The sequence below is a fragment of the Streptomyces sp. NPDC091287 genome, from assembly GCF_044768525.1.
GTDB lineage: Bacteria > Actinomycetota > Actinomycetes > Streptomycetales > Streptomycetaceae > Streptomyces.
This window is the reverse complement of record NZ_JBIVUV010000006.1, coordinates 164474-190836: the sequence shown is the minus strand read 5'-3', so window position 1 is coordinate 190836 and position 26363 is coordinate 164474. Positions and strand designations below refer to the sequence as shown.

The following is a 26363-nucleotide window of genomic DNA, read 5'->3' as shown; positions in this document are numbered from 1 at the left end:
AGCCACGATCCGATTGCTTGCCTGTTGTCCACCCGTCCACGGTACTGCGCCCATGTTTGCCCCCGGCCGGGCGGGGCACCGGAAACAGTCGCGGAGATGCCGCCCGCCACCGCCCCGGTTAACTTGGGCGAAACAAATGGGTCACGCTTGAGAAATCACGCCTGCCTATGGTCGGGTCCAGCGTGTGCCACCGCACTGGCCGCACCACGAGCTACAACCCCGTCCCTCCCGGGCCGGGAGTAGGAGGAGTTGGATGTTCCAGAACGCCGACGAAGTGCAGAAGTACGTAGCGGACAACGACGTCAAGTTCATCGATGTCCGGTTCTGCGACCTGCCCGGGGTGATGCAGCACTTCACGATCCCGGCAGCGACCTTCGACCCGGCCGAGGAACTGGCCTTCGACGGTTCGTCGATCCGCGGCTTCCAGGCCATCCACGAGTCGGACATGGCGCTGCGCGCGGACCTGTCGACGGCTCGGGTGGACCCCTTCCGCCGTGACAAGACCGTCAACATCAACTTCTTCATCCACGACCCGATCACGGGCGAGCAGTACAGCCGTGACCCGCGCAACATCGCCAAGAAGGCCGAGGCCTACCTCGCCTCGACCGGCTTCGCGGACACCGCGTACTTCGGCCCGGAGGCCGAGTTCTACGTCTTCGACAACGTCCGCTTCCAGACGTCGGCGAACGAGAGCTTCTACCACATCGACTCCGAGGCCGGCGCCTGGAACACCGGGTCGGAGGAGAACAACCGCGGCTACAAGGTCCGTTACAAGGGCGGCTACTTCCCGACCCCTCCGGTCGACCACTTCGCCGACCTGCGTGCCGAGATCTCCCTGGAGCTGGACAAGAACGGCCTCCAGGTCGAGCGCCAGCACCACGAGGTCGGCACGGCCGGCCAGGCCGAGATCAACTACAAGTTCAACACGCTGCTCGCCGCGGCCGACGACCTCATGCTCTTCAAGTACATCGTGAAGAACGTCGCCTGGCGCAACGGCAAGACCGCGACCTTCATGCCGAAGCCGATCTTCGGCGACAACGGCTCGGGCATGCACGTGCACCAGTCGCTGTGGCAGGGCGGCGTTCCGCTCTTCTACGACGAGCAGGGTTACGCCGGCCTCTCGGACATGGCCCGCTACTACATCGGCGGCATCCTGAAGCACGCCCCGTCGCTGCTGGCCTTCACCAACCCGACGGTGAACTCCTACCACCGCCTGGTCCCCGGCTTCGAGGCCCCGGTCAACATGGTGTACTCGCAGCGCAACCGCTCCGCCGCGATGCGCATCCCGATCACCGGCTCGAACCCGAAGGCCAAGCGCGTCGAGTTCCGCGCCCCGGACCCGTCCTCGAACCCGTACCTCGCGTTCTCGGCTCTGCTGATGGCGGGCCTGGACGGCGTGAAGAACAAGATCGAGCCGGCCGAGCCGATCGACAAGGACCTCTACGAGCTGGCTCCCGAGGAGCACGCCAACGTCCAGCAGGTCCCGACGTCCCTCCCGGCGGTGCTCGACGCCCTGGAGGCGGACAACGAGTACCTCCAGGCGGGCGGCGTCTTCACGTCGGACCTGATCGAGACGTGGATCGACTACAAGCGCACGCACGAGATCGCCCCGATCCAGCTGCGGCCGCACCCGCACGAGTTCGAGCTGTACTTCGACATCTAGGACCGCCGCAGGTCAGGGGGTTCTCCTCGCACCTGGGCCGTCTGTGGGCCGTCGGCCGTATCCCTCCGGGGGTACGGCCGACGGCCTTTTCTCCTTCCGTCGCACCGCGACGGGCCCCGCACCGTCGTCGCCGTCGTCCTCGGCGGCCGGGCCGAACGCCGCGTCGATGGCCTGGTGCCGAGGAGCGTCTTCGCGGCCGTTCAGCAGTCATTAGCGCCGACGCAGAATTCCGGGCTCGTCATCTGGGCGAACCCGACTGCTGTCCGCGGTGCTGCGGAGCGCTCCTCGTCGATATCCGGCGTGCGGGCGACCGAGTGCTCTGGTCGTCCTGGAAGAACACCAGCAGCGTCCACGCCGCGCTTCGGACGACCTCCATTTCGACGCCGCCCAGTACGACGCCGAACTGGCCGGCGCAGCAGCCGACTTGACGTGGGAAGAGCCGATGGACACCGTCGCCCGGCGGCGATCCTGGCGGAGGACCCGCGCAGCACCGCCGAGCAGTGGGCCGACTGAGGCTCCCCGTACGGTCGTCCCTGGACGGGCCTACGCCGCCGGCGGCACCGCCTCACCGCAACGAAGGCCGTGCCCGTCCCGCCCAGTACTCGTCCGCCGTGATGCCCAGCAGGACCACGTCGTGGTACGTGCCCGCGAAGAACTCGTGCTGGCGCAGGCGGCCCTCCTCCACGAAGCCGAGTCTGCGGTAGAGGGCCAGGGAGGCGTCGTTGAAGGCGTAGACCTCCACCTCGCACTTGTGGGAGCGCTGTTCGGCGAACATGTAGGTGAGGACCAGTTCGGAGGCCTCGGCCGCGTAACCCTGACGGCGGTGTTCCCGGGTGACCTCGATGCCCGTACGGAAGCGGCCTGCCCGGGCGTCCGTCTCGCCGACCGACACCGCGCCGACGAAGGCGTGCTCGAAGCGGGTCTCGATGACCAGTTGGTACGCGGCCGGGTTCGGGGTCCGGCCGGCGCGCTCGGTGGCCCAGGCGCGGAAGCTCTCGTCCGAGCGGGGTGGCTCGACCACATCGGCGTTGCGGGCGTCCACGGTGTGCAGCGCCAGGGCCCTAAAGCCCTCCCAGTCCTGGGGTTCGACGCCCCGCAGGCGTACCCTCTCGCCGGTCCACAGGTCGGTCATCTCGCTCCAGCCAGGTAGGTGAGGTGCAGGGACAGGTCGGTCGGTCAGTCGGTCGGTCGGGCTACGTGGGCCGCGATGGCCCGTGCGCAGGCCAGGGACTCCGTATGTGTCGTGTCCACCTCCACGTCGTACGACACCCCTCGGTGCACCTTCTCCGCCTGTGCTGCGGCCATGCCCCTCGGGCGGTCGCCCCGGGCGATCTCGCGGGCCCCGGCGACGCTGCTCTCGCACCGGACGCCCACCCAGAGGACGTCCAAGCCCGTGAGCGCCTTGCGCCACGGCTCCTGGGAGGCCGGGCCGCCGAGGAACACGTCGTCGACGATGACCCTCGCGCCCGCCCGGGCCATCGCGGCGACGCCCTCGCGCCAGGCCGCCTCCAGCCTGCGGAACTGCTCGCCGACGGCCACGCCGCCGTCCGGGGCGAACGCGATGCCCGCCTCCGTCGTGCGCAGCGACGCGGGCAGCGAGTCCACGAACGTGTCGATCGCGGCGGCGAGCCAGGGGTCCGGCAGCTCCGCCTGGAGGCAGCGGACGATGCCGGACTTGCCCGAGCTGGAGCCACCGTTCACCACGATCACCTGGGTCGTCATCCGGTGATCGTAGAGGCAACCCGGGCGGTGTCCCAGGCACTTTCGGTCCGGTGGTGGATCCGGCACTCGCTCCCGAGGCGTGGTCGGCTCGACCTGCCCCGGCCGGCAGGGCCCGCACCACGCGGAATACACCCGCACAGGCAGGAGTTGAGGCCGGCATGACTCAAGGCCCCGCACCCCGCGCCCTGTCGGAGGACGAGCTGTCCGAACTACTGGGCACGCAGCAGTTCGGCACCCTCGCCACCAACAAGCGCAGTGGTCATCCTCACCTGACCACCATGGGCTACCACTGGGACGCCGCTGCGCGCATCCTGCGGTTCTCCAGTACCGCCGACCGCGTCAAGGTCAAGCAGCTACGGCGGGACCCGCGCGCGGCCCTGCACGTCCCGGGCGGTGACGTGTGGTCGTTCGCCGTGGCCGAGGGCGAGGCGGAGATCTCCGACATCACCACCGTCCCGGGAGACGCGACCGGTCGGGAGCTGCTGGACATCGCTCTCACGTCCGTTCGGCCCGCGGACGAGGCAGCCTTCCTGGAACAGCTGGTGGCCGAGCGGCGGGTGGTCATCCGGCTCGCGGTGTCCCGGCTGTACGGGACGGCACTCGACTTCGGCACCCCCTGAGCACCGTCCCGCCGAGGACGGCCGCACGCCCTTCAGGCGGGCTTGATCGTGGCGAGCTGGGCGAGCAGCAGGATCAGCCGGTACGCCGTCGCGTAGTCGGGGGACGTGAAGGTGACCGTACGAGCTCCCCCGGCGCGTGAGACGCCCGGCACGAGGGTCGCCAGATCGATGGTGTGGGGGCTCGCGAGGTCGACCTCCACGTCCAGCGGGGCGGGGGCGAGCGTCAGGGGCTCGATGGCCGCGCGGCGGGTCACCGCGTCCGCCGCCGCCCCGCGCAGCCGGTCCCGGGCCTCCTCCGGGTGCAGCGTCACGGCGGCCGCCATGCCCAGGGCCTCCTTGACCGCGACGGTGACCGTCCCGGGGACCAGGCCGGTCATCTCGGCGCAGGCCGCGTCGTCGCCGCTGAACAGGACGACCGGTACGCCGAGGTGGCCGGCCATGGCGGCGTTGAGCCCGGTCTCGCCCAGGGAGCGGCCGGCCACCCGTACGTCGAGGATCTCGCCGTTCATGGTGTGCGCCAGCACGCCCGGCCCCTCGCCCGCGCGGACGTGGTAGCCGACGAACAGCGCCGCGTCGGTCCCCTCGTCGAGCCCGGCGAGCATGTTCAGCGCGCGCGGCTTGCCCCGGACCAGGCGGGCCCGGCGGTCGAGCCGTTCCGGCAGGAGGTTGCGGAAGGTGCCGTGCGCGTCGGCGACCAGCACCTCGGCCGTGGGTTCGGCGTCCAGGACGCCCGCGATCACCGCGTTCGCTTCTGCCGTCATCAACTCCCGGCCGCGCTGGTAGTCGTAGCGCTCGGGGTTCGTCTCGGAGGAGTGGACGATCCCCGAGATGCCTTCCATGTCGACCGAGATGAGTGCCTTCATGGGTTCGGGAGCCTACCGGGGGCGGGTGGGGGGCAGGCCTGTGCCCCCGGCCGGACGAGCGGGCCGGGGGCACAGGGCGATCGACGGGCCGGGCTGATCCGCTCCGGTCAGCGGCCGTAACGGATCAGGGCGCGGACCATGCGGCAGGTGGTGTCGGACGGCGGGTGGATGCCCAGGCGCTCGGCGGTGACCCGTATCCGGTGGTTACCGGCGCTGGAGGGCTGGTAGACCCCGCTGTCGAGCAGGGCGATGGCCAGGCGCATGGCCTTGAGGCGGCGGTTGTGGGAGACGTACCACTCGCGGGGGCGGCCCGCGGGCAGTCGCTTCTTCGTCGGCGGGGTGGGAAGCGGCGGGTGGAAGGGCATCGGGAGCTGTCGGTCGAGCGGCTCGGTCGTGACTGTGGCAACAGCCATTCGGCATCCTCCTGGCAGCGTGGTGGAACCCTCACGAACTCCCTCCATTTTACTGCCCCCCACTGACAATCGCCCCTGGCCAGAGGCGTTTTCGGCAGTCCCTCGCGTACCCTTGGCCCCATGGAGATCTGGATCAATCCCGCCTGTTCCAAGTGCCGCAGCGCGGTGACTCTGCTGGACGCCGAAGGGGCCGACTACACCGTCCGCCGTTACCTGGAGGACGTGCCCTCGCCCGAGGAGATCCGGGCCGTGCTGGAGCGGCTCGGTCTGGAGCCGTGGGACATCACGCGGACGCAGGAGGCGGCGGCGAAGGAGCTGGGGCTGAAGGAGTGGCCGCGGGAGGCCGGTTCGCGGGAGCGGTGGATCGTCGCGCTGTCGGAGCACCCGAAGCTGATCCAGCGGCCGATCATCACCGCCGAGGACGGCACGGCCGTGGTGGCGCGGAGCGAGGAAGCGGTGCGGGACGCGCTGGCGCGGTAGCGGTCCCCGGCCCCGCTGGAAGTGACCTCGGCGCCCGGCGCCGATCCGGGCCCGGCCGCCCGGGGCGGCCCCCCGCGGGGGCCCTCAGCGTTCGTCCGTGCCCGCGCGCTTGGCGGTGGACAGGGCTATGCGGTTCCAGGTGTTGATCGTGAAGATCAGGGCCAGCAGGTGGGCCAGCTCCTCCTCGTCGAAGTGGGCCGCCGCCCGGTCGTAGACCTCGTCCGGGACGCCGGCGTCCCCGATCCGGGTGACCGCGTCCGTCAGGGCCAGGGCGGCCTGTTCCTGCTCGGTGAAGAAGTGGTCCGCCTCGTGCCACACCGCGACCATGTGCAGGCGCTCCTCGCTCTCGCCCGCCTTCCGCGCGTCCGTGGTGTGCATGTGCAGGCAGTACGCGCAGCGGTTCAGGTGCGAGGCGCGGATCTGGACCAGTTCGACCAGCGTCGGGTCCAGGCCCGCGCGGGCCGCCGCGTCCAGGCCGATCACGGCCCGGAAGACCTTCGGGGCGCTCCTCGCGAAGTCGAGCCTGCCTGTGGCGGTGTTGCTCCGGACGGTGGTGGCCGGGGTGGTGGTGCGGTCGTTCGTCTTGATCTGCGTCGTCGTCATGGGTACGAATCTAGAGCGACGGGCGACTGGGTGTGGGGTGCATTTCTATGACGGATTCATGGGTCAATTCCGCGGAGATCCTGGGCAGCGATCTGCCGCTGGAACTCTCCGGCACGGGCAACCGCCGGGCCCTGCTGATGGCGGCGCTGCGCGAGGCCGTGCGCAGCGGACGGCTCGCCCCCGGTACCCGGCTGCCGCCCTACCGTTCCCTCGCCGCCGATCTCGGCCTGGCCCGCAACACCGTCGCCGACGCGTACGCCGAGCTGGTCGCGGAGGGGTGGCTGGCCGCCCGGCAGGGCTCGGGGACCCGGGTCGCCGAGCGGGCCGTCCCGGTCACCCCCGTGCACCGGCCGCGCACCCCCGAGCGCGCCGCCCGCCCGGTCCATGACCTGGTCCAGGGGCAGCCGGACCCCTCGGTCTTCCCGCGCACCGCCTGGCTGGCCTCGGCGCGGCGTGCTCTCGCCGCCGCCCCCGACGACGCGTTCGGGCCCGGCGATCCGCACGGGCGGCCCGAGTTGCGGCGGGCCCTCGCCGGCTATCTGGCCCGGGTGCGCGGGGTGCGGGCCGCGCCGGAGCGGATCGTGCTGTGCTCGGGGGCCGCGCACGGGCTGCGGCTGTTGGCGGAGGTGGTGGGCGGTCCGTGGGCGGCGGAGGAGTACGGCCTGCCCTTCCACCGCGCGCTGCTCGCCTCCCACGGGGTCGGCACCCGGCCGCTCGGCGTGGACGCGGACGGCGCCCGGGTCGACGGGCTCACCCGCCACGACCGTGCCGTACTCCTCACACCCGCCCACCAGTTCCCCACCGGCGGACCACTGCACCCCGCGCGGCGGGCAGCCGTCGTCGACTGGGCCCGGGCCACCGGCGGGCTCGTCGTGGAGGACGACTACGACGGGGAGTTCCGCTACGACCGGCAGCCCGTGGGTGCTGTTCAAGGGCTCGATCCCGAGCATGTGGTGTTGGTCGGGTCGGTGAGCAAGAGTCTCTCCCCCACCCTGCGGATCGGGTGGATGGTGCTGCCCCAGCGGCTCGTGGGCCCCGTCGTCGCGGCGAAGGGCGAGCGGGAGCAGTTCTCCAGCGCCACCGAGCAGTTGACGCTCGCGGACTTCGTCGAGTCGGGCGCGTACGACCGGCAGGTACGCCGGATGCGGCAGCGCCACCGCCGCCGCCGGGACCAACTGGTGGCGGCCCTGGAGCGGCGCGCCCCGCACGTCCGGGTCACCGGGATCGCGGCCGGCCTGCACGCGGTGCTGGAACTGCCGCCCGGCTCCGAGCGCTCGGCGGTCCGGGCGGCGGCCTGGCAGGGGCTGGCGGTCGAGGGCCTCGCCGACTACCTGCATCCGGGCGCGGGGCAGGCGGAGGGCTCCCGGGACGGGCTGGTCATCGGATACGCGACGCCCGCCGAGCCCGCCTACCCGGAGGCGTTGGAGGCCCTGTGCCGGGCCCTGCCGCCGGGGTGAGCCGGCCGGGGGCCGCGGAGCGCGCGCCCGCGTGCCTGGAGGCGTTGGAGGCCTTGGAGTCCCGGAGCCCAGGAGCCCCGTGGGCGCCGCACGCCCGCGCCCCGTGGGTGCCGCACGCCCACGCCGGTGGGTGCCGCACGCCCACGCCCCGTGGGTGCCGCACGCCCGCGCCCCGTGGGTGCCGCACGCCCACGCCCCTCGATCCCGCCGGTCAGCCCGCCTGTGCCTGCGTCTCCGCCGCCACCAGCAGCTCCGTGAGGTGGAGGCCGAAGCGCGCGTCGCAGGCGTGCGGCACCCCCGTGCGTACCGCTTCGGCCAGGGCGTCCACCGCGCCCCGGAACGCGGTCTCCGCGCCGTCCCAGCCGGGGACCGACGCCGTGCCCCGCTCGCCCCGGAACTCGATCTCGACGCCCGCCGCGCCGGGCGGGGCGCTCAGCCCGAGGGTCACCGTGCTGGACGCGCCGGAGGTGTGGCGCAGGATCAGGTGTGTGGTGTCGGCCGGTCCCCGGGCTGCGGTCAGGTGCTCCACGTCGCCCAGGATCGGGATCAGCACGGAGAGCGCGTGCGGGCCGACGTCCCACAGGCCGCCCTTCTCGCGCCGCCACGGGGAGTCCGCGTACGCGCTGGTCGAACCCGCCGCGTAGAGCGATCCCAGCCACTGGGCGCGAGCCGTGAACCAGCCGCCCACCGCGGCCTGTTCGGCGATCCACGCGGAGGTCTCGGGCGCGAACCGGAGCGTGCAGAAGACGACCGAGGCGACCCCCGCCTTCTCCGCCGCCCCGGCCACCGCACGGGCCCCTTCCACCGTCGTGGCCACCGGCTTGTCCATCAGGAGGTGGCAGCCCGCCTCGGCGGCGCGGACCGCGAGCGGGGCCTGCACGTCCGGCGGCAGCGCGAAGGCCACCGCGTCGCTCGCCTCCAGAAGCGCGTCGATGCCCTCCTCCCCGGTGTACGCGCGGGTCCCGTGGGCGGCGGCGAGGGCATCCGCCGCCTCGGCCCTGCGGCCCCACACCCCGCTCAGTTCGACGCCGGGATGGGCGGCCAGCGCGGGGGCCTGGGTGTTGTGCGCCCAGGGGCCGGTGCCCAGGAGGCCGATGCGGAGGGGGGCGGTGATGCCGGCAGGTGAGTCCATGGGGCCAGTGTGCCGGGTGCGCCGGCCGGCCGTGCGCGGGGCCGGGGCGTCCGCCGCCCGCGAACGGGCCCGCCCGGGCACGGGGAGCCGGCTCTTCGCGCGGGACGTCGCCGGGCACCGAATGCGGTGGCGCGGAGCGGCCCCGCCCCGTTACGTTTCCGGGGCCGGCCGCGGGACTCCGGCGCGACTTCCGAGACGTGCCTATGAAGCGATGATTTCGTTGTTCGTGCCTCCATTCCCCGGCCGGCCTCTCTGTTTCTCCCGGGGGATTCCATGAACACGCCCGAGTCCGTACGCGCGTCCGAGTCCGTACGCGCGTCCGAGTCCGTACGCGCGTCCGAGTCCGTAGGCGCGGCCGCGGTCGTAGGCGCGGCCGCGACCGTCGCCGACCTCGTCGCCGCCGAGGACGTCCTGCTCTTCGTGAACGCGGCGATCACCGCGACCGGGCAGCGCGAGTTCCGCTCGGGCGCCGCCGACCAGCAGCTGTCCCTGGACTTCCTGCACACCTACGTACGGGTCAACTACCGCCGGGTGTACGCCGCTTCGCTGGCCCTGGACATCAACCACCACAACGCGGCCCTCATCGTGCGCCGGCTGCTGGAGACGGCGGGCGAGGCGAGCCCCGACGAGCGGCGTACCGAAGGGCGGCTCATCGCCGCCCGGCTGGCGCTGCTGCCGCCGCCGCGCGTCTACCGGCTCTTCGGCGAGCTGCGCCGCGGCAAGGTCAACAACCGGCGCACCCGGGCGATCATGCGGGACTGGCTGGCGGCCCGGCCGGACCTGGGCCATGACGCGGTGAAGTACCGGGCCGGTCTGAAGACGGCCGCCCGCCACATCCACCTGCCCTGCCCGGACGGGGGCGAACCGCTCGCCGAGGTCGGGGCGTTCCTGTTCCGGCCCGGCCGGCTGCCGCGCTACGAGCACGGGATGCTCGATGCCTGGCGGCGCGCCCACTACGAGCAGGGGGCTCTGGCCGAGCTGCCGTTCACGGTGGCGGAGGGGTTCGCCGCCAAGCACGGGATGAAGCGCGAGGTGCTCCTGAAGCGGGCCGCGCCCCGGATGACCCGGCTGGAGCGGCTGCGCACCCAGGAGCAGCGGGCGGCGGTCCGGCGGCGAGACGCCCCGGCGACGGCGCGGGTGGATCTGACCGTGATGCCGCTGACCCGGCTCGCCCTGTACGTGCTGTCGCTCGGCTTCGAGCAGCGTGCCGAGCGGCGCGCCGAGCTGACCGGCACCCTGCGCGCGGCGGCCCGTCGGGCGGCGGGCGGGCACGCGGGGAGCTGGGGGCGGGTGCACGCGGTGCTGGACGACAGCTTCTCCTCGTCCGGTTCGGGGCAGAAGCGGCGGCGGCCGCTCGCCGTGGCGCTGGCCTGCCACCACCTGCTGGAGGCGCTCGCCGCGCCGGGCGCCTACCGGGGGCTGTGGACCTCGGGCGCGGGCGACGCGTTGCTCGTACGCCCGTGGGGGCCGACCCCGCTGGGAATGCGGGTCCTGGACGCGCTGGAGCCGGGCCCAGGTGGCGCGGGGCCGGACCGGCTGGTGATCGTGTCGGACGGCTGGGACAACGCTCCGGCGGGCCTGGCCGGCGAGGTGTTGCGGGTGTGGCGGCGTCGGCTGGATCCGGAGCGGCGGACGGCGGTGGTGCACGTCAACCCCGTATACGACGCGGAGGGTTTCGACGTGCGGCGGCTGGCGGCGGGGGTCGCGACGGCCGGGATCAGGGACGCGGAGGATCTGCCCGCGCTGGTGGAGATCGCCCGGTTCGCGGAGGGGCGCACGGGGCCGGCGGAGCTGTACGCGTATCTGGACCGGCAGGTGGCCCGGTTCACCGGAGAAGGCGAAGAAGAGTTCACCGGAGAAGACGAAGAAGAAGGGGTGGCCCCGTGAACCGGCTGGAGCTGACCGGGCTCACCGCCCGGCCCTCGCAGGTGTGGGGCGGTGTCCGTCTCGTCCCGCTGGTCCGCGGGACGCCGGTGGAGGGGCTGCGGCTGCACCGCGAGGTGTACGAGGGTCTCGGCGCGGGGATCGTCGAACTCGGGCCCCGGGCCCGCTATGTCTCGTACATCCCGCACGGTCTGGTCGCCGACTGGTCGGGCGAGGACGGCCAGGCCCCGGAGGCGGGCCGCCGGTCGGCCGCGTACGGCACCCAGTTCGGCGGGGGCGGCGCGCCCCGGGCCGTCCCACTGCCGCCGCTGCCGCATCACCGGCCGGCCAAGCGGCGCCCCGGCGACCGGCTGCGGTTCCTGCCGTTGCATCTGGCGCTGGAGGGGTATCTCGCACTGCACTTCGGCGGCCCGTCGACCGCCTGGGAGGAGTGGTCGCGGACGGCCCTGCGCGACGGGCTGTCGCCGCGCGCCGAGGACGCCTACCTCGGGCGGTCGGTGCGCGGGCTCGCGGACGCGCTGCGGATCTTCGAGATCCACCCGGGCCAGTGCGGGGTGATGGTGTACGTCTCCGACGCGCTCGCCGCCGCCTTCGTCGTCCCGCACCCGGACGACTACCGCCTCCTGCACGCCTCGCTGGTGGAGGACCTCTACGGGGAGCTGGTGCACCAGTACGCGCTGTACGGGGCGCCGGTGCCCCGGGTGCCGGTGCGGATCGGGGGCGAGGAGCACATCCGTGACCTCGGCGAGCTGCGGTCGGCGGCGCGGGCGCAGGAGCGGGCGTGGGAGGAGGCGCACGAGACCTTGTTCGCGCGGGAGCTGCTGGACACCTCGTACGCGTTCGACCGGGTGTACCGGATGAAGTCCTTCACCCTGTGGCGCTTCCTGCCGCCGTTCGTCCGGGACGGGGGCGGGCAGCACATCGGGGAGACGATCACCGATCACCGGGGGCGGGTCGCCTACCTCAAGACGTTCCGGCTCTCCGACGCCCAGATCCGCCGGGGCCACCTCCTGCGGACCCTGGCCGGGGCCGGCTGGGAGCTGGACAGGGCTGCCGCCGCGCTGGGGTCGAGCCGGGAGGAGCTGATCCGCCGGATGCGGGCGGCCGGGTTCTCGGCCCTGCTCAAGGGCGGTGTCTGAGGCGTGCCCCCGCAGCCTCCGAGGCGTACCCCCGTAGCGTCCGAGGCAGCCCCCCGAGCCCCCGGGCAGCGGGCGACGGTCCGGATGCGGCTCTTCCGTATCGCAGGAAACCTCGGTAACACGGGGTTCACATCCGGGCAACGGACGGGAAATCGCGTCTTGCCAAGCTGCGGCGCATAGACCGCTGCACCCGCAAAGGATGGCGTCCGTGACGTTCAAGGCTGAGTACATCTGGATAGACGGCACCGAGCCGACCGCCAAGCTCCGTTCCAAGACGAAGATCATGGACGGCGCGCCGTCGGGGGACGTGGCGGATCTGCCCATCTGGGGATTTGACGGCTCCAGCACCAACCAGGCCGAGGGCCACGCGTCCGACCGGGTGCTGAAGCCCGTCTTCACCTGTCCGGACCCGATCCGCGGTGGCGCGGACATCCTGGTCCTGTGCGAGGTCTTCAACATCGACATGACGCCGCACGAGTCCAACACCCGTGCCGCGCTGCGTCCGGTCGCCGAGCGGTTCGCGGGCCAGGCCCCGATCTTCGGCATCGAGCAGGAGTACACCTTCTTCGACGGCCACCGGCCGCTCGGCTTCCCCGAGGGCGGCTTCCCGGCCGCGCAGGGCGGCTACTACTGCGGTGTCGGCGCGGACGAGATCTTCGGCCGGGACATCGTGGAGAAGCACCTCGACAACTGCCTGGTGGCGGGGCTCGGCATCTCCGGCATCAACGCCGAGGTCATGCCCGGCCAGTGGGAGTTCCAGGTGGGCCCGCTGTCCCCGCTGGAGGTCTCCGACCAGCTGTGGGTGGCCCGTTGGCTGCTCTACCGCACCGCCGAGGACTTCAACGTCTCCGCCACCCTGGACCCGAAGCCGGTCAAGGGCGACTGGAACGGCGCGGGCGCGCACACCAACTTCTCCACCGGGGCGATGCGTGAGGGCTACGACGCGATCATCACCGCCTGCGAGTCGCTGGGCGAGGGCTCGAAGCCGATGGACCACGTGAAGAACTACGGTGCGGGCATCGACGACCGGCTCACCGGCCTGCACGAGACCGCCCCGTGGAACGAGTACAGCTACGGCGTCTCCAACCGCGGCGCCTCGGTCCGTATCCCGTGGCAGGTCGAGCAGGACCGGAAGGGCTACATCGAGGACCGCCGTCCCAACGCCAACGTCGACCCGTACGTCGTCACACGGCTGATCGTCGACACCTGCTGCGCCGCGCTGGAGAAGGCCGGCCAGGTCTGATCCCGACGCCGTTCACGCAAGGAGGGGCCCGCCGGTTCGGCGGGCCCCTCCGGCACGTGTGGTGTGGGCCGGGCGTGAGGAACGTAACGCAAAGGGTCCGTATCGACGGGTGAGAGGAGTCTGATGCACGGCCGCGATGTCTGCTTCAATGGTGCACATGGCCAGCTACCAGCACATCGCGTCGGGTCGCAGCGACCTCGAACCGTTCTGGCCTTCCCGTCAGCACCATGATTTCGACCGGGTGTGTTGCCGCGCGTGGAACGCGCAGGCCCACTAAAGCCGCTCACCCCGGCCTTCGGTCCGCGCGCACGACGTAAGTCCGTCCCTGACGACTCCTCGCGCGAAAGAGCTGACCCTCATGGCGAACACCCGTACTTTCTCCGCCGCGTCCGCCGCCACCGCGGCGTCCCCGGCGCCCGCTGCGGCCCGTCCCACCGCCCGCTCCCTCCCCGCCCACCCGAACCGGCACCGGCTGCGCGCGGTCGACCGTGACGAGGTCGCCGGGCCGGCCGACGTGGCGGACTTCCTCCCGCCCGGGGCCACCTGGCTGCCCGCCCCGCAGCACACCCTGCCCGCCCTGCCCGGTCAGCCGCCGATGATCGGTTACCTGGTGCTCGTGCCGGCCGATCAGCAGCCGGCGCTCGCGGGGGCCGTCGCGGCCTCCCGGCTCCGACCCGGCGGCACGCCCTTCACCCAGCAGCCGGAGCCCGACCGGGCGGCCGACGAGGGGGCGCCCGGCGGCCCGGTCCGGATCGACGCCACCCGGCGTACGGCTTCGGTCGACGGCGTCGCCCTCGACCTCACGTACCTGGAGTTCGAGCTGCTGTCGCATCTGGTGGCGCACCCGCACCGGGTGCACACCCGCGACCAGTTGGTGACGACGGTGTGGGGTTACGGGCATGTGGGCGACGGGCGCACCGTCGACGTCCATGTCGCCCGGCTCCGCCGCAAGCTCGGTGCGGAGTACCGCCGTTCGATCCAGACGGTCCGGCGGGTCGGGTACAAGTACACACCCTGACCCGCTCGGTCCACCCGGCACGTCCGGCGGCCCCGGACCACGGTTCCTCCTCACCGTGGTCCGGGGCCGTACGGGCGTCTCAGAGCTGCGGGGCCGCCGGGGCGGGCGCGTGCACCGGCCCGGTCGGATCTCCGTGGCCGGCATGGCCGTCATGGCTGTCGTAGCCGTCGTAGCCGTCATGGCTGTCGTAGCCGTCGTCCTCCAGGCTCGGCAGGCGCGAAAGTCCGCGCGGAGTACGCCAGTTGCGCTCGCCCAGAAGCAGCATCACGGAGGGCAGCAGCACCATCCGTACGACGGTGGCGTCCAGCAGCACCGCGACGGCCAGGCCGACGCCCATCTGCTGCATGTCCTGCATGGACAGGGTGCCGAACACCGCGAACACCGCGACCATGATGGCCGCCGCTCCGGTGACCGCCCCGGCCGTGCGCCGGATGCCGGTCTCGATCGCGGCCCGGTTGTCCAGGCCACCGCCGCGCGCCTCCCGGATCCGGGAGACGACGAACACGTGGTAGTCCATGGACAGGCCGAACAGGACGACGAGGACGAACAGCGGCATCCAGGCCTCGATCGCCCCGACTCCCTCCGAGCCGATGAGCGACGCGCCCCAGCCGTGCTGGAAGACGGCGGTCATCACGCCGTAGGAGGCGGCCACCGAGAGCAGGTTGAGGGCGATGGACGTCACGGCGATGACGTAGCTGCGGAAGCAGAACAGCATCAGCAGGAAGGTGACCGCCGTGATGAAGGCGAAGACCGGGACGATGCCGCGCCGCAGCTGGTCGTTGAAGTCGACGGAGCCCGCGGTCTCGCCGGTGACGTGAGCCTTCGCCCCGGTGCCGTCGAACGCGGTGGGCAGGATCTTCTCGCGCAGTTCGGTGAGGCCGGCGGTGCCGTCCGGGAGGGGGATCTCGATCTCGGCGACGTTCTTGTCCTGGTGGACGGTGACGTCCTTGAAGCCGCCGAGGGCCTTGGTGACCTCCGGGGCGGTGATGTCGGGCGCGGTGACGACGACGAGGGCGGGGGCCGGGCCGCCGGGGAAGCTCTCGGTGATCCGGCTGTGGGCGATGGAGAGCTGCGAGTCGGAGCCGAACTGCTTCTCCAGGCCGAGGGATTCGGTCTTCATGCCGAGGGCGGGCGCGGCGAGCGCGAGGAGCAGGACGACGGCGGCGACGGCGAAGGCGCGGGGCCGGGCGAGTACGGGGCCCAGCACCCGGCCGACGATCCGGCCGCTGCCGGCCTGGCCGTGCTTGGCGCGGCGGTTGAGCAGCGGGATGCGGCCCGCGTCGATCCGGTCGCCGAGCCAGGAGAGCAGGGCGGGCAGGACGGTGACCGAGCCGAGCATGGCGATGAACACGACGATGATCGTGGCGAGCGCGAACCCCTTGAACAGCAGGAGCCCGGAGAGGAACATGCCGCCCATCGCGACCATCACGGTGAGGCCGGAGACGAGCACCGCCCGGCCGCTGGTGGCGGCCGCGATGCGCAACGCGGTCTCGGCGTCCCGTCCGGCGGCGCGTTCGTCGCGTTCGCGACGCAGATAGAAAAGGCAGTAGTCGACGCCGACGGCGAAGCCCATCAGGAACATCACCGAGTAGGTGGTCTGGAACAGGTGCAGCTGGTGGCTGGCGATGGACAGGAGGCCGAAGGCGGCCATGCACGCGGTGAGGGCGAGCCCGACCGGGAGCAGGGCCGCGACCACCGCGCCGAAGGCGACGAGGAGGATGCCGAGGGCCAGGGGTACGGCGGTGAACTCGGCCTTCTTGAAGTCCTCGGCCAGCAGGTCGCCGAGCCACTTGCCCGCGCTGGCCTCGCCGAACTGGTGGATCTCGGCGTCCCGGTGGTCCTCGCCCACGGCGGCGACCGCGTCCAGGACGGGCTGGATCCGGTCGGAGGAGGTGGCGGCCTCACCCTTCATTTCGAAGGCGATCAGGGCCTCCTTGCCGTCCTCGGAGGCGACGGGCGGGGCGATGTTCTGTGCTTCGCCGGTCTGCCGTACGGCGTCGGCGAGGGCTTCGGCGGCCGGCTTCCAGTCCCCCGCGGCTGGGGCGGAGACCATGACGAGTTCGCCCGCGGGCTTGTCGAGTCCGGCGTCGAGGAGGATCTGCTCGGCGCGGGCGGACTCGCCCGCGCCGCTCTCCGCATTGGTCATCTCGACCATGCCGGTCGCCCCGCCGATGCTTGTGGCGAGCACGACGAAGAGCAGCCAGCCGAGAACGGCCGTCTTGCGATGGTGGGTGCTCCACACGCCGATGCGTGCGGCGAGATTGCGCCTCATGCGGTTCTCCCCCGGAGGTAAGCGTCAGGTAAGTGATCGGGACGCTTCGAATCTAGGAACCGGACGCGGTCCGCCCCAGCCGTCGGAGTCCCCGGTCGCGGAGGCGTAGGGGGCGGGTGCGGGGGTGGTGCCAGGTACACCCCCTCCGGGTGGCGGACCGGCTGACGCGGCGGGGCGGGGCCGGGTGAGACTGGCTCCGGACCGGGGACCGCCCGGCTCCGACGGGGAGTGGGGCCCGGGAGAACCGTCCTGGTTCCGGTGAGGGGAGAGGGATCGCGATGAAGGTGTTCTCGGGGCGGCTACGGTCGTCGATGCTGGCGGCGGGGCGGGGGCTGTTCCTGTCGGTGGTCGGTCTGGCGGGGTCCATCACCCTGTTCGTGCTCGCGGTGCTCTCGATCGCCTTCATCCTGCTGGGCATCGGCGTGTTCACCACCCCGGTGGTGCTGGAGGCGGTGCGCAAGCACGCCAACCAGCGGCGGCTGTGGGCGGCGACGTGGTCGTACGTGCGGATTCCGGTCCCGTACCGGCCGTTCCCGAAGGATCTGCGGCCGGGCGTCACCGGTCAGGTGGAGCGCACCACGCTGATGCTGAAGGACCCGGCGACCTGGCGGGACCTGCTGTGGCTGCTGATGGACATGACGGCAGGCACGGTGCTGGCCGTGGTGGCCGCCGGGCTGATGCTCTACCCGATCGAATCGGTGGTCCTGGCGGCGGGGCTGTGGCGGGTGTTCCAGGACGAGCCGTACTGGTACATGTTCGTGCCGGTGAGCAGCCAGCTGACCGGTCTGGCCGCCCTGGCGCTGGGGATCGTGCTCTTCCACTTCGGCCTGCGCGGTACCGAGCCGGTGCTCCGGGCGCACTTCCTGCTCGCCCGTACGCTGCTGGGGCCGAGCCGGGACGAGAAGCTGGCGCAGCGCGTCCAGCGGCTCACCGAGACCCGGCACGAGGCGGTGGACACCGCCGCGTCCGAGCTGCGCCGCATCGAGCGGGACCTGCACGACGGGGCGCAGGCCCGGCTGGTCGCGATGGGTATGAACCTGGGCACGATCGAGGCGCTGATCGAGAAGGACCCGGCGCAGGCGAAGAAGATGCTGGCGATGGCCCGGGAGTCGTCCGCGGAGGCTCTCACCGAGCTGCGGGACCTGGTCCGGGGCATCCACCCGCCGGTCCTCGCGGAGCGGGGCCTCGGCGACGCGGTCCGGGCGCTGGCCCTGCGGCTGCCGGTCGCCTCCGAGGTGACGGTGGAGCTGCCGGGGCGGGCGCAGGCCCCGGTGGAGTCGGCGGCGTACTTCGCGGTCAGCGAGGCCCTGACGAACACGGTGAAGCACGCGGAGGCGGAGCGGATCTATGTGGACCTGCACCACGCGGAGGGAATGCTGCGGATCTCCGTGACGGACGACGGCAGGGGTGGTGCGGTCGTCGGGTCCGGCTCGGGGCTGAGCGGAATCGAACGGCGACTGGGTACATTCGACGGCGTACTGGCCGTCAGCAGTCCCGCGGGCGGTCCCACCATGGTGACCATGGAGATTCCTTGCGAGTTGTCCTAGCCGAAGATCTCTTCCTGCTGCGCGACGGCCTGGTGCGCATGCTGGAGGCGTACGACTTCGAGATCGCCGCGGCTGTGGAGACCGGGCCCGAACTGACCAAGGCCCTGGCCGAGTTGAAGCCGGACGTCGCCGTCGTCGACGTCCGGCTCCCGCCGTCCCACACGGACGAGGGCCTCCAGTGTGCCCTGGCCGCCCGCCGGGCCCGGCCGGGGCTTCCGGTGCTGGTGCTCTCGCAGCACGTGGAGCAGTTGTACGCACGGGAGTTGCTGGCGGACGGCGACGGCGGCATCGGCTATCTGCTGAAGGACCGGGTCTTCGACGCGGACCAGTTCATCGACGCGGTACGGCGGGTGGCGGCGGGCGGCACGGCGATGGACCCGCAGGTCATCTCCCAGCTCCTGTCGCGCCGTTCGCAGGACAGGCCGATGGGCGGCCTCACCCCGCGCGAGCGGGAGGTGATGGAGCTGGTGGCCCAGGGCCGCTCGAACGCCGCCATCGCCTCGCAACTGGTGATCACGGAGCGGGCGGTGGCCAAGCACACGTCGAACATCTTCGGCAAGCTCGACCTGCCGCCGTCGGACGACGACAACCGCCGGGTGCTGGCGGTGCTGGCCTATCTGGACCACGGCTGATCCGTCGTACGCGGCCGGGGTGCGCAGGGCGTTGATCAGCCCGTGAACCAGCCCGCCGCGTCCAGCCGGAACGCGCCGGTGGGGGCCATCGCGCGCAGGTCCCGCTCCAGGGCGGCCAGCCGCTCCTCGCCGAGCGTCCGGGCCCAGTCCGCCCGCAGCCGGTCGAAGCCGTCGGCGGAGCGGGCCAGCAGGTCGTCGCCGTGCGGGGTGAGGCGGATCAGGGTGCGCCGGCCGTCGGCGGGGTCCGGGGCGCGCTCCACGTAACCGAGCGCCTCCAGCTTCTCGACGGTCTTTCCGGCGGCCTGTTTGGAGACCCCGAGCCGCCGTCCGATCTCGCTGATGGCCGCGCCGTCGCGTCCCACCGCCTGGAGGGCGAAGCCGTACGCGGGCCGGGTCTCGGGGTGTCCGTGCTCGGCCAGGTCCCGGTGCAGGGCATCGATGATCGAGCGGAAGCCGGCGAGGAGCAGCAGCGGCAGCTCGAAGCCATTGCCAGATTCGACAACCTGGTTTACCTTTTTTTCGTCAACCATGTTGTCGATCGTAGCTGGCCCTGCCCGATCCGCCCTGCGTAGAGAGGCCCCGCCATGCCCTTTCCCGATCTCACCCCCGAGACCGCCCCGCCCGGTTCCCGGCGTGCCATGGAGGCGGTGACCGAGCGGCTGGGCTACCGGCCCGCCGCCATCGCCCGGCTCGCCGCCTCGCCCCATGCCCTGGACGGCTTCCTGAAGATCAGCGCGATCTTCGAGGCCTGCACCCTGGACCCGCTCTCCCGCGAGATCCTGATCATGACGATGGCCACCCGCAACGGCTGTCACCTGTGCGTCGCGATGCACACCGCGAAGCTGACCGCCCTGGACGCCGATCCGGCGCTCGTCACCGCCCTGCGCGACCGCGCCGGGGCTCCGCTTCCGGACGAACGCCTGGAAGCCGTGCGGCGGTTCACCCTGGCGGTGCTCGCCTCGGCGGGCGCGGTGGACGACGCGACCCTGCGGGACTTCCTGGCGTACGGCTACACCGAGCAGAACGCCCTCGAAGTGGTCCTGGGGATCGGCGCGTACACCCTGTCGACCCTGGCCAACCGGCTCACCGGAGCCCCCGTGGACGCCCCCTTGGCCGCCTTCGCCTGAGAGTCGGTGGTCCGGTCCGCTTTCGGGCCGGAGCTTCCCACGAATCGGCCGGGACGCTGAACGGGACGCCCGGCCCTCACGTATGGGACGTCACGCTTCTCCCTCGAAGCAGAGGAGTCCCATGCGACGCACATCGCGCAAGAAACGTTCCACGCTCGCCAACCGGGCCATCGCCGCCTCCGCGGCCCTGATCCTGGGGGGAGGCGGGCTGGTCGCGGTCAACGTCCACGCCTCCGCGGGGGAAGGACCGTCCGGTTCTCCGCCCACCCGGGCGCAGAACGCCGGCCGCCAGTTGTCCACCATCGACTGCCCCGAAGCCGTCAACGGACTGCCCGAGGTGCCGGATCAGGCACGCGAGGAGGTCGACCGCGAACTCGCGGCGATGGATACCCAGATCACCGACGCCTACCGGCAGTTCGCGGACCGGAAGGAGCAGCTCGCCCGGGACCCCGGGCTGGCGGAGAACGCGGTCCTGGGCCCGCTGCGCGGCAAGCGGGCCGCGAGCCTCGACCGCATCGGCATCGCCATCGGCCGCGTGGCGCAGCGGCCGGAAGGACTGGAGAGCCTCGCCGGGTGCAGCCTGCGCGCCGACGACGGGCAGGGGCAGAGCGCGGGACAGGGTCCGGACCCGGACGATCAGGACCCCGGCGATCAGGACCCCGGTCAAGGGGAAGACCCTGGCCAGGACCCCGGCGATCAGGACCCGGGCGATCAGGACCCCGGCCAGGGCGAGGATCCCGGCCGGGGACAGGGCGGCAATGGGCCCGAGGCCGCCGACTTCGTCGACATCCGGTCCGTCCAGCCCGACGCCGACCGGCCCCGCAAGCGCCGCGGCGCGTCCCGGGGCACCTTCACCACCGACTGCGGCCGTAACGAGAACGGGAAGTTCAACCCGGACAACGTCATCGTCGCGCCCGGCGTGAGCAACGGCGCGCACCATATGCACGATTACGTCGGCAACCAGGCCAACGACGCCTTCGCGAGCGACGACGATCTGGCGGACGGCGCGACCACCTGCCGCAACCAGGGCGACCGGTCGACCTACTACTGGCCGGTCCTGCGCCTGCAGAACGGGCAGGACGAGAACGACGTGGACGCCGACGGCGGCGGCCGGGACCAGAACGTCGGGGAGATCCAGACCCCGTCCCGGGTGACGCTGAAGTTCGTCGGCTCGCCCGTCGGCAGGGTCACGGCGATGCCGCGTTTCCTGCGGATCATCACCGGGGACGCGAAGGCGTTCACCAACGGCGACGCGAACGCCAACGCCTCATGGAGTTGCACCGGCTTCGAGGACCGGCAGGTGAAGGACAAGTATCCGATCTGTCCCGAGGGCAGTCAGGTGGTGCGTACGTTCGCCTTCCAGAACTGCTGGGACGGGCAGAACACCGACAGCGCCAACCACCGCACCCATGTGGCGTTCGCCCAGGACGACGGGCGGTGCCCGAGCGGGTTCCGGGCGGTGCCGCAGCTGGTGCAGCGCATCGTCTACGACGTTCCGCCGGGGCCGGGCTTCGCCGTCGACTCCTTCCCCGAGCAGCTGCACAAGCCGATCACCGACCACGGTGACTTCATCAACGTCTTCGACGAACGGCTGATGAGGAACGTGGTGCGGTGCATCAACGACGGCCGCCGCTGCCGCTGACGCGGCGCGCACGGCCCCCGTGAACCTGCGCGGTCAGCTCCCGCGGTGACCGGAGTGCCCGTCCTCGCTCCCCCCTCCACCACTGTCCCCCGAGTGGTGCGGCGAGGCGGTCTCCACCGTCCCCCCGAGCCGGCCGCGCAGCGCCGCGACCACGTCCGGATCACCGACGGCCACCCACTGCCGTCCGACGAGGTAGGTGCCGCCGTAATCCTTGGCCTCGTTGATCCACTCGCGCTGGCCGCGGTCGGTGGCGAAGGTGGTCAGTACGTAACGGCCTTCGCCCGTCGTGCAGTTGGCCTGACGCAGCTCGGCGGCGTCGGTCTGCACGTTCGGGTCGCAGCCGGCCTTCTCCGCGAGCTGTTCCAGCGTGCCCGTCGCGGCCGGCTTCGGCGTGGGCCGCTCCCGGCCACCGTCGCCGTCGTCGGCCGGTTCCGTGCTGCACCCGGCCAGGAGCAGAAGCCCTGCCAGGACGGCCGCGACGGCACCGCCGTGCCGTGTGCCTCGCCCTTCCGGTTGTATCGCCATCGGCCCATCCTGCACCCGGATCCGGGCTCAGGGGTGGGCTACGGCGAGACTCACGACATAGGCCTCCACGACCTCGCCGTCCGGGAACAGGGCGGCCAGCAGGGCCCGTTCGCGGTCGAAGAAGTCGCGGACCTCGACCGGGTCGCCGATCAGGAAGTCGGAGTGGGTGGCCAGGTTGGCGACATGGGCGTCGACCGGTACGCGACGGCTCCATGCCACCTGCCGGGTGCGGAAGTCGAGCCCGTCGGGCAGTGCGGCCCGGAAGCGGGCCCGGTGGGACGGGACGGCGGGGACCTCCACCCCGAAGAAGACCCGCATCCGGTTCTCCTGGTCGACGAGCCACTCCACGGACGGGTCGCCGTCGTTCCACCAGAGCGCCAGCGCCCCGCCCGGGCGCAGTACCCGGCGGGCCTCGGGTATCGAGCGTGCCGGGTCGGTCCAGTGCCAGGCCTGGGCGTACGTGATCAGGTCCATGGAACCGGTCCGCAGCGGAAGGTTGTTCCCGTCGCCCCGGACCAGCGGCACGTCCGGCAGCCCCCGGCGGAACTGCTCGGCCATCCCGTCGCCCGGCTCCACCGCCGTGACCCGGGCCCCGCGCTCGTACAGCCGTGCCGTGCCGAGTCCGGTCCCCGCTCCGACGTCCGCGACCCGGGCTCCGGCGAGCGGCAGTCCGGCCAGCTCCTCGACGGCGTCGAACAGGGCGGGCGGGTAGGAGGGGCGGTGCGCGTCATAGGCGGCGGCGATGGCGTCGAAGGAGCGGGCCTGCACAGGTTTCGTCATGCAAGCGATCATCGCGCGGGACCTCCGGGAACGGCACGGAAATCTCCGCACGCCTCTGGTCCCGCCGCATACCCGTCAGTACATTGACACCATGTCTAACACGCAGCCAGCGGCGGTCGCGTCGGAGCGGACGCCCCTCAAGGCCCGCAAGGTGTCCTTCGCCTGGGAGAAGACCCCCCTGCACTGGGTGCCGGGCGACCCGTTCACCACGCACACCATCAACGTGCTCCACCTGCTGCTCCCGGCCGGGGAACGCTGGTTCATCCACGTTTACCGGCAGATACTCCCGTACATACACGACGACCAACTGCGCGAGGACGTCATCGGGTTCATCGGCCAGGAGGCCGTGCACTCGCAGGCCCACGACGATGTGCTGCCGCATCTGCGGGAGTTGGGCCTCGACCCGACCCCGTACACCGCGCAGGTCGACTGGTTCTTCGAGAAGCTGCTCGGGGACCGGACACTGCCGCCGGGGCGGGCCTCGAAGTGGTGGCTGATGGAGCGGGTGGCGACGATCGCGGCGATCGAGCACTACACCGCGTTCCTCGGCGACTGGATCCTCAACGCCGATGCCCTGGACCGCCGGGGCGCGGATCCGACGATGCTCGATCTGCTGCGCTGGCACGGGGCGGAGGAGGTCGAGCACCGGTCGGTGGCCTTCGACGTCTTCATGCACGTGGACGGCGGCTACCGGCGGCGGGTGCGCACCTGGGCGGCGGCGTTCTCCGCGCTGGTGTTCCTCTGGCAGCGCGGCACCCGCTTCTTCATGGAGAACGACCCCACACTGCTGGGCGGCAAGGCCTCGCTCAAGGCGTTCCACGCGAGCGGGAAGCAGGGCACGCTGCCCAGCACGGGCGCGATCCTGCGGTCCGTGCCGAGCTACCTCAGCCGGTCGTACCACCCGTCGCGGGAGGGCAGTACGGCCCAGGCCGTCGACTACCTCGCCCACTCCCCCGCGGCGCTCGCCGCCGAGGCCGCCACGACGGGAGGGGCCTGACCCATGGCGCTGCCCCGTCTGCGTACCGTCGTGCTCGTCTCCGGCGCCGCCCTGCTCACCCGGCGCGCCCTGAAACGCCGGATCGCCCGGTCCCCGCTGTGGCCGCTGCCCGCCCTGCCCGAGCCGATATCGGGCCACTCGAAGCGGCGCGCGACCTCGGTCCGCCGACTGCTGATCACCGGACGGAGCGAGGTCGCCGACGGTGTCGTCCAGCTCCGGCTGGAGGGCGCCGGACTGCCGCGCTGGGAGCCGGGGGCCCATCTGGACCTGGTGCTGCCGTCCGGTCTGGTGCGGCAGTACTCGCTGTGCGGCGACCCGGAGGACTCCGGTGCGTACACCGTGGCGACCCGGCTGGTGGAGGACGGCCGGGGCGGGTCGCGGGAGGTGCACGAACAGCTCCAGGAGGGACTGGAGGTCGAGGTGCGCGGGCCGCGCAACCGCTTCCCGCTGACCGGGGCCAGGGCTTACGTCTTCGTCGTCGGCGGCATCGGGATCACCCCGGTCCTGCCGATGCTGCGGTCGCTGTCCGCGTCGGGGGCCGACTGGCGGCTGCTGTACGGGGGCCGGTCGCGCGGGTCGATGCCGTTCCTGGAGGAGATCGAGAAGCTCGGCGCGGACGGGGACCGGGTCACGGTCGTCGCCCAGGACGAGGCGGGCCACCCGGACGTCGCGGCGGCGCTGGCCGAACTCGCCCCGGGCACGGCGGTCTACTGCTGCGGGCCCGAGCCGCTGATGGACGCCGTGGCCGCGGCCCTCCCGGAGGAACACCCCCTGCACCTGGAGCGGTTCTCGGCCGCGACGGGGGACGCGGCCGACCCCGGTTCCGGGGCGTTCGAGGTGGAGTTGCGGCGCAGCGGGCGCACGGTGCAGGTCGCGGCCGGGCAGTCGGTGCTGGCCGCTGTCCGCACGGCGGCGCCCCATGTCGCGTACTCCTGCGAGCAGGGGTTCTGCGGGACCTGCCAACAGCGAGTCCTGGAGGGCGAGATCGACCACCGGGACGATCTGCTGACCGACGACGAGCGGGGCGACTCGATGCTGATCTGCGTCTCGCGGTGCCGCGGGCGTCTCGTTCTGGATCTGTAGGGCCCTCGGGGCCGGGCGTCGGCCCCGCGACGCCCGCACGCGCTCCCGGATAGGCTGTCCGTATGACGACCGGGGTGCGGCGCAGGATGGGCGTCGACGAGCGCAGACAGCAACTGATCGGCGTGGCGCTGGACTTGTTCAGCCGTCGCTCGCCCGAGGATGTGTCGATCGACGAGATCGCCGCGGCCGCGGGTATCTCCCGTCCGCTGGTCTACCACTACTTCCCCGGGAAGCAGAGCCTGTACGAGGCGGCGCTGCGGCGGGCCGCGGACGAGCTGGCGGCCCGCTTCCTGGAGCCTCTGGAGGGGCCCCTGGGCGCGCGGCTGCTCCGGGTGATGGGGCGGTTCTTCGACTTCGTCGACGAGCACGGCCCCGGCTTCTCGGCGCTGATGCGGGGCGGGCCTGCGGTCGGTTCCTCGACGGCGAACGCCATGATCGACGGGGTGCGGCAGGCGGCGTACGAGCAGATCATCACGCACCTCGGAGTGACCGAACCACCTGCCCGGCTGGAACTGGTGGTCCGCTCCTGGGTCTCGCTCGCCGAGTCGACGGCGCTGATCTGGCTGGACGGGCGGCGCATCCCGCGCGCCGAGCTGGAGACACAGCTGGTGCACGACTTCGCGGCGCTCGCCGCGGTCAGCGCCGCGTACGACCAGGAGATGGCGGGCATCGTGCTGCGGGTGCTGTCCCAGGAGCCGGCGGACGGCCCGTTCGGGGACCTGCTCGCCCGGCTCTCCGCGTTCGCCCCGGACGTGCCCGCCGTGCCCGCGCAGCGACTGCCGCACTGAGCACCCCGGGCGGGAAGCGGGGTCAGGCCGGCAGGCCGTTGCGGTGGGAGACGCGGCGGGCGGCGGCCAGCAGGGCGTGGATCTGCGGGCCCGCCTGGTCGATCTCGGTGACCGGGCGCGGGAACGGCAGCGTGACGTCCTCGTGGGTGTTGGGGTATTCGAGCCGCAGGGTCAGCCCGAAGCGGTCCATCGCCAGCGGCACGGCCCGCGTCATGCCGCGCTCGGGGCGGGGGTGGACGAGGCGCAGGAGCAGCGGGACGAGTTCGGCGTGGTCGTCCACGAGATGGGTGAGCATGCCCGCCTCGCAGGCGGCGATCGGGTCGGTCTCCACCTCTTCGAGCTCCTCCAGGGTGATGAAGGTGCGTCCCTCGGCGTCCTCCAGGACGGCCTGCCCGAACTCCATGCAGGTGCTCTGCTCGGTGTCGGTGGCGTACGGGGCGGCGAGCAGTCCGGTGACGGTGACGCGGGCGCGCAGCCGGTCGCGTACGGGGGTGGGGGCGATGTCCGTGAACTCCAGGCGGGCCGGGACGCGTTCGGCGCTCGGCGCGTGGCCGCCGTCGTTCGGGGCGTGCAGGTGGATGTGGCCCATCGCGCCCGTGCCGTCGAGGCGGCGGACTTCGGTGTGCAGTCCGTCGCTGACCACCGTCATGGAGTGGGCGACGGTCAGGATCGACCGGACGCGCTCGGCGCGGGTCGGCCGCGTGGCGCGGGGGCGGGAAAGACGCATCCGAGT

26 protein-coding genes are annotated in these 26363 nt (G+C 72.3%); 15 read left to right on the top strand and 11 right to left on the bottom strand.

Annotation, left to right across the window (positions count from 1 at the left end):
* Positions 1-253: 253 nt before the first annotated feature.
* Positions 254-1663, top strand: coding sequence for a type I glutamate--ammonia ligase (gene glnA, locus ACIQRW_RS11960; protein ID WP_069757482.1), 1410 nt, complete (start codon positions 254-256; stop codon positions 1661-1663).
* A 565-nt stretch (positions 1664-2228) separates the two neighbouring features.
* Here the strand turns inward: glnA and ACIQRW_RS11955 are convergent.
* Together ACIQRW_RS11955 and cpt are read right to left on the bottom strand one after the other, a co-directional pair.
* Positions 2229-2795, bottom strand: coding sequence for a GNAT family N-acetyltransferase (locus ACIQRW_RS11955; protein ID WP_403757858.1), 567 nt, complete (start codon positions 2793-2795; stop codon positions 2229-2231).
* Positions 2796-2839: 44 nt separating this feature from the next.
* The gene (cpt, locus tag ACIQRW_RS11950) at positions 2840-3385 is read right to left on the bottom strand and encodes a chloramphenicol phosphotransferase CPT (protein ID WP_403757855.1); all 546 of its coding nucleotides are present in this window, start codon (positions 3383-3385) and stop codon (positions 2840-2842) included.
* Positions 3386-3543: 158 nt separating this feature from the next.
* Here cpt and ACIQRW_RS11945 point away from each other — a divergent pair, with 158 nt between their 5' ends.
* Positions 3544-4005 carry a pyridoxamine 5'-phosphate oxidase family protein gene (locus tag ACIQRW_RS11945; protein ID WP_403757852.1) on the top strand — a complete coding sequence of 154 codons (462 nt, stop codon included), beginning with the start codon at positions 3544-3546 and terminating at the stop codon, positions 4003-4005.
* Between the two features lie 32 nt (positions 4006-4037).
* On the opposite strand, the gene ACIQRW_RS11940 is transcribed toward ACIQRW_RS11945, so the two are convergent.
* Both ACIQRW_RS11940 and ACIQRW_RS11935 read right to left on the bottom strand, forming a co-directional pair.
* Complete coding sequence (locus ACIQRW_RS11940) at positions 4038-4868, bottom strand: M55 family metallopeptidase (protein WP_403757849.1); 831 nt, start codon at positions 4866-4868, stop codon at positions 4038-4040.
* Between the two features lie 107 nt (positions 4869-4975).
* Positions 4976-5281, bottom strand: coding sequence for a hypothetical protein (locus tag ACIQRW_RS11935; RefSeq protein ID WP_403757846.1), 306 nt, complete (start codon positions 5279-5281; stop codon positions 4976-4978).
* Between the two features lie 120 nt (positions 5282-5401).
* On the opposite strand from ACIQRW_RS11935, the gene ACIQRW_RS11930 reads away from it, so the two are divergent.
* Positions 5402-5761, top strand: coding sequence for an ArsC/Spx/MgsR family protein (locus ACIQRW_RS11930; RefSeq protein WP_403757843.1), 360 nt, complete (start codon positions 5402-5404; stop codon positions 5759-5761).
* An 84-nt stretch (positions 5762-5845) separates the two neighbouring features.
* On the opposite strand, the gene ACIQRW_RS11925 is transcribed toward ACIQRW_RS11930, so the two are convergent.
* Entirely contained in the window at positions 5846-6364 is a 519-nt protein-coding gene (locus ACIQRW_RS11925) for a carboxymuconolactone decarboxylase family protein (protein WP_403757841.1), read from the bottom strand.
* A 47-nt stretch (positions 6365-6411) separates the two neighbouring features.
* Between ACIQRW_RS11925 and ACIQRW_RS11920 the strand changes: the two genes are divergently transcribed.
* Entirely contained in the window at positions 6412-7821 is a 1410-nt protein-coding gene (locus ACIQRW_RS11920) for a PLP-dependent aminotransferase family protein (RefSeq protein WP_403757839.1), read from the top strand.
* A 211-nt stretch (positions 7822-8032) separates the two neighbouring features.
* Here ACIQRW_RS11920 and ACIQRW_RS11915 read toward each other — a convergent pair whose 3' ends face one another.
* Entirely contained in the window at positions 8033-8953 is a 921-nt protein-coding gene (locus ACIQRW_RS11915; protein ID WP_403757836.1) for a Gfo/Idh/MocA family protein, read from the bottom strand.
* A 273-nt stretch (positions 8954-9226) separates the two neighbouring features.
* Between ACIQRW_RS11915 and ACIQRW_RS11910 the strand changes: the two genes are divergently transcribed.
* From ACIQRW_RS11910 to ACIQRW_RS11895, 4 genes are all read left to right on the top strand, one after another.
* A complete protein-coding gene (locus tag ACIQRW_RS11910) occupies positions 9227-10840 on the top strand; it encodes a hypothetical protein (RefSeq protein WP_403757833.1) in 1614 nt (537 codons plus the stop codon).
* Entirely contained in the window at positions 10837-11976 is a 1140-nt protein-coding gene (locus tag ACIQRW_RS11905; protein ID WP_403757830.1) for an ARPP-2 domain-containing protein, read from the top strand. The genes ACIQRW_RS11910 and ACIQRW_RS11905 overlap by 4 nt, the downstream gene beginning before the upstream one ends.
* A 208-nt stretch (positions 11977-12184) precedes the next feature.
* Positions 12185-13219 carry a glutamine synthetase gene (gene glnII / locus ACIQRW_RS11900; RefSeq protein ID WP_403757827.1) on the top strand — a complete coding sequence of 345 codons (1035 nt, stop codon included), beginning with the start codon at positions 12185-12187 and terminating at the stop codon, positions 13217-13219.
* A 358-nt stretch (positions 13220-13577) separates the two neighbouring features.
* Positions 13578-14237: a winged helix-turn-helix domain-containing protein gene (locus ACIQRW_RS11895; protein WP_403757824.1), complete on the top strand. Its 660-nt coding sequence runs from the start codon at positions 13578-13580 to the stop codon at positions 14235-14237.
* A 79-nt stretch (positions 14238-14316) separates the two neighbouring features.
* On the opposite strand, the gene ACIQRW_RS11890 is transcribed toward ACIQRW_RS11895, so the two are convergent.
* Positions 14317-16509 (bottom strand): MMPL family transporter, encoded by a 2193-nt coding sequence (locus ACIQRW_RS11890; protein ID WP_403757821.1) that lies wholly within the window; start codon positions 16507-16509, stop codon positions 14317-14319.
* 278 nt (positions 16510-16787) lie between these two features.
* Between ACIQRW_RS11890 and ACIQRW_RS11885 the strand changes: the two genes are divergently transcribed.
* Both ACIQRW_RS11885 and ACIQRW_RS11880 read left to right on the top strand, forming a co-directional pair.
* The gene (locus tag ACIQRW_RS11885; RefSeq protein WP_403757818.1) at positions 16788-18056 is read left to right on the top strand and encodes a sensor histidine kinase; all 1269 of its coding nucleotides are present in this window, start codon (positions 16788-16790) and stop codon (positions 18054-18056) included.
* On the top strand, positions 18041-18688 hold the full coding sequence (locus ACIQRW_RS11880; RefSeq protein WP_403757816.1) for a LuxR C-terminal-related transcriptional regulator: 648 nt from the start codon (positions 18041-18043) through the stop codon (positions 18686-18688). Before ACIQRW_RS11885 ends, ACIQRW_RS11880 begins: the two co-directional genes overlap by 16 nt.
* Before the next feature lie 35 nt (positions 18689-18723).
* On the opposite strand, the gene ACIQRW_RS11875 is transcribed toward ACIQRW_RS11880, so the two are convergent.
* Positions 18724-19218 carry a MarR family winged helix-turn-helix transcriptional regulator gene (locus ACIQRW_RS11875; RefSeq protein ID WP_403757813.1) on the bottom strand — a complete coding sequence of 165 codons (495 nt, stop codon included), beginning with the start codon at positions 19216-19218 and terminating at the stop codon, positions 18724-18726.
* A gap of 54 nt (positions 19219-19272) precedes the next feature.
* Between ACIQRW_RS11875 and ACIQRW_RS11870 the strand changes: the two genes are divergently transcribed.
* Together ACIQRW_RS11870 and ACIQRW_RS11865 are read left to right on the top strand one after the other, a co-directional pair.
* Positions 19273-19815, top strand: coding sequence for a carboxymuconolactone decarboxylase family protein (locus ACIQRW_RS11870; RefSeq protein ID WP_403757810.1), 543 nt, complete (start codon positions 19273-19275; stop codon positions 19813-19815).
* A 121-nt stretch (positions 19816-19936) separates the two neighbouring features.
* On the top strand, positions 19937-21457 hold the full coding sequence (locus ACIQRW_RS11865) for a DUF1996 domain-containing protein (RefSeq protein WP_403757807.1): 1521 nt from the start codon (positions 19937-19939) through the stop codon (positions 21455-21457).
* 33 nt (positions 21458-21490) lie between these two features.
* Here the strand turns inward: ACIQRW_RS11865 and ACIQRW_RS11860 are convergent, their stop codons facing one another.
* Together ACIQRW_RS11860 and ACIQRW_RS11855 are read right to left on the bottom strand one after the other, a co-directional pair.
* Positions 21491-21982: a hypothetical protein gene (locus ACIQRW_RS11860; protein ID WP_403757804.1), complete on the bottom strand. Its 492-nt coding sequence runs from the start codon at positions 21980-21982 to the stop codon at positions 21491-21493.
* Positions 21983-22009: 27 nt separating this feature from the next.
* Entirely contained in the window at positions 22010-22762 is a 753-nt protein-coding gene (locus ACIQRW_RS11855) for a class I SAM-dependent methyltransferase (RefSeq protein ID WP_403757801.1), read from the bottom strand.
* A gap of 91 nt (positions 22763-22853) precedes the next feature.
* Here ACIQRW_RS11855 and ACIQRW_RS11850 point away from each other — a divergent pair, with 91 nt between their 5' ends.
* The 3 genes from ACIQRW_RS11850 to ACIQRW_RS11840 all read left to right on the top strand — a co-directional run bounded on the left by ACIQRW_RS11850 (position 22854) and on the right by ACIQRW_RS11840 (position 25630).
* Complete coding sequence (locus tag ACIQRW_RS11850) at positions 22854-23759, top strand: metal-dependent hydrolase (RefSeq protein ID WP_403757798.1); 906 nt, start codon at positions 22854-22856, stop codon at positions 23757-23759.
* Positions 23760-23762: 3 nt separating this feature from the next.
* A complete protein-coding gene (locus ACIQRW_RS11845) occupies positions 23763-24842 on the top strand; it encodes a PDR/VanB family oxidoreductase (protein WP_403757795.1) in 1080 nt (359 codons plus the stop codon).
* Between the two features lie 62 nt (positions 24843-24904).
* Entirely contained in the window at positions 24905-25630 is a 726-nt protein-coding gene (locus ACIQRW_RS11840) for a TetR/AcrR family transcriptional regulator (protein WP_403757792.1), read from the top strand.
* A gap of 22 nt (positions 25631-25652) precedes the next feature.
* Here the strand turns inward: ACIQRW_RS11840 and ACIQRW_RS11835 are convergent, their stop codons facing one another.
* Positions 25653-26357: a DUF2470 domain-containing protein gene (locus ACIQRW_RS11835; protein WP_403757789.1), complete on the bottom strand. Its 705-nt coding sequence runs from the start codon at positions 26355-26357 to the stop codon at positions 25653-25655.
* Positions 26358-26363 lie beyond the last annotated feature (6 nt).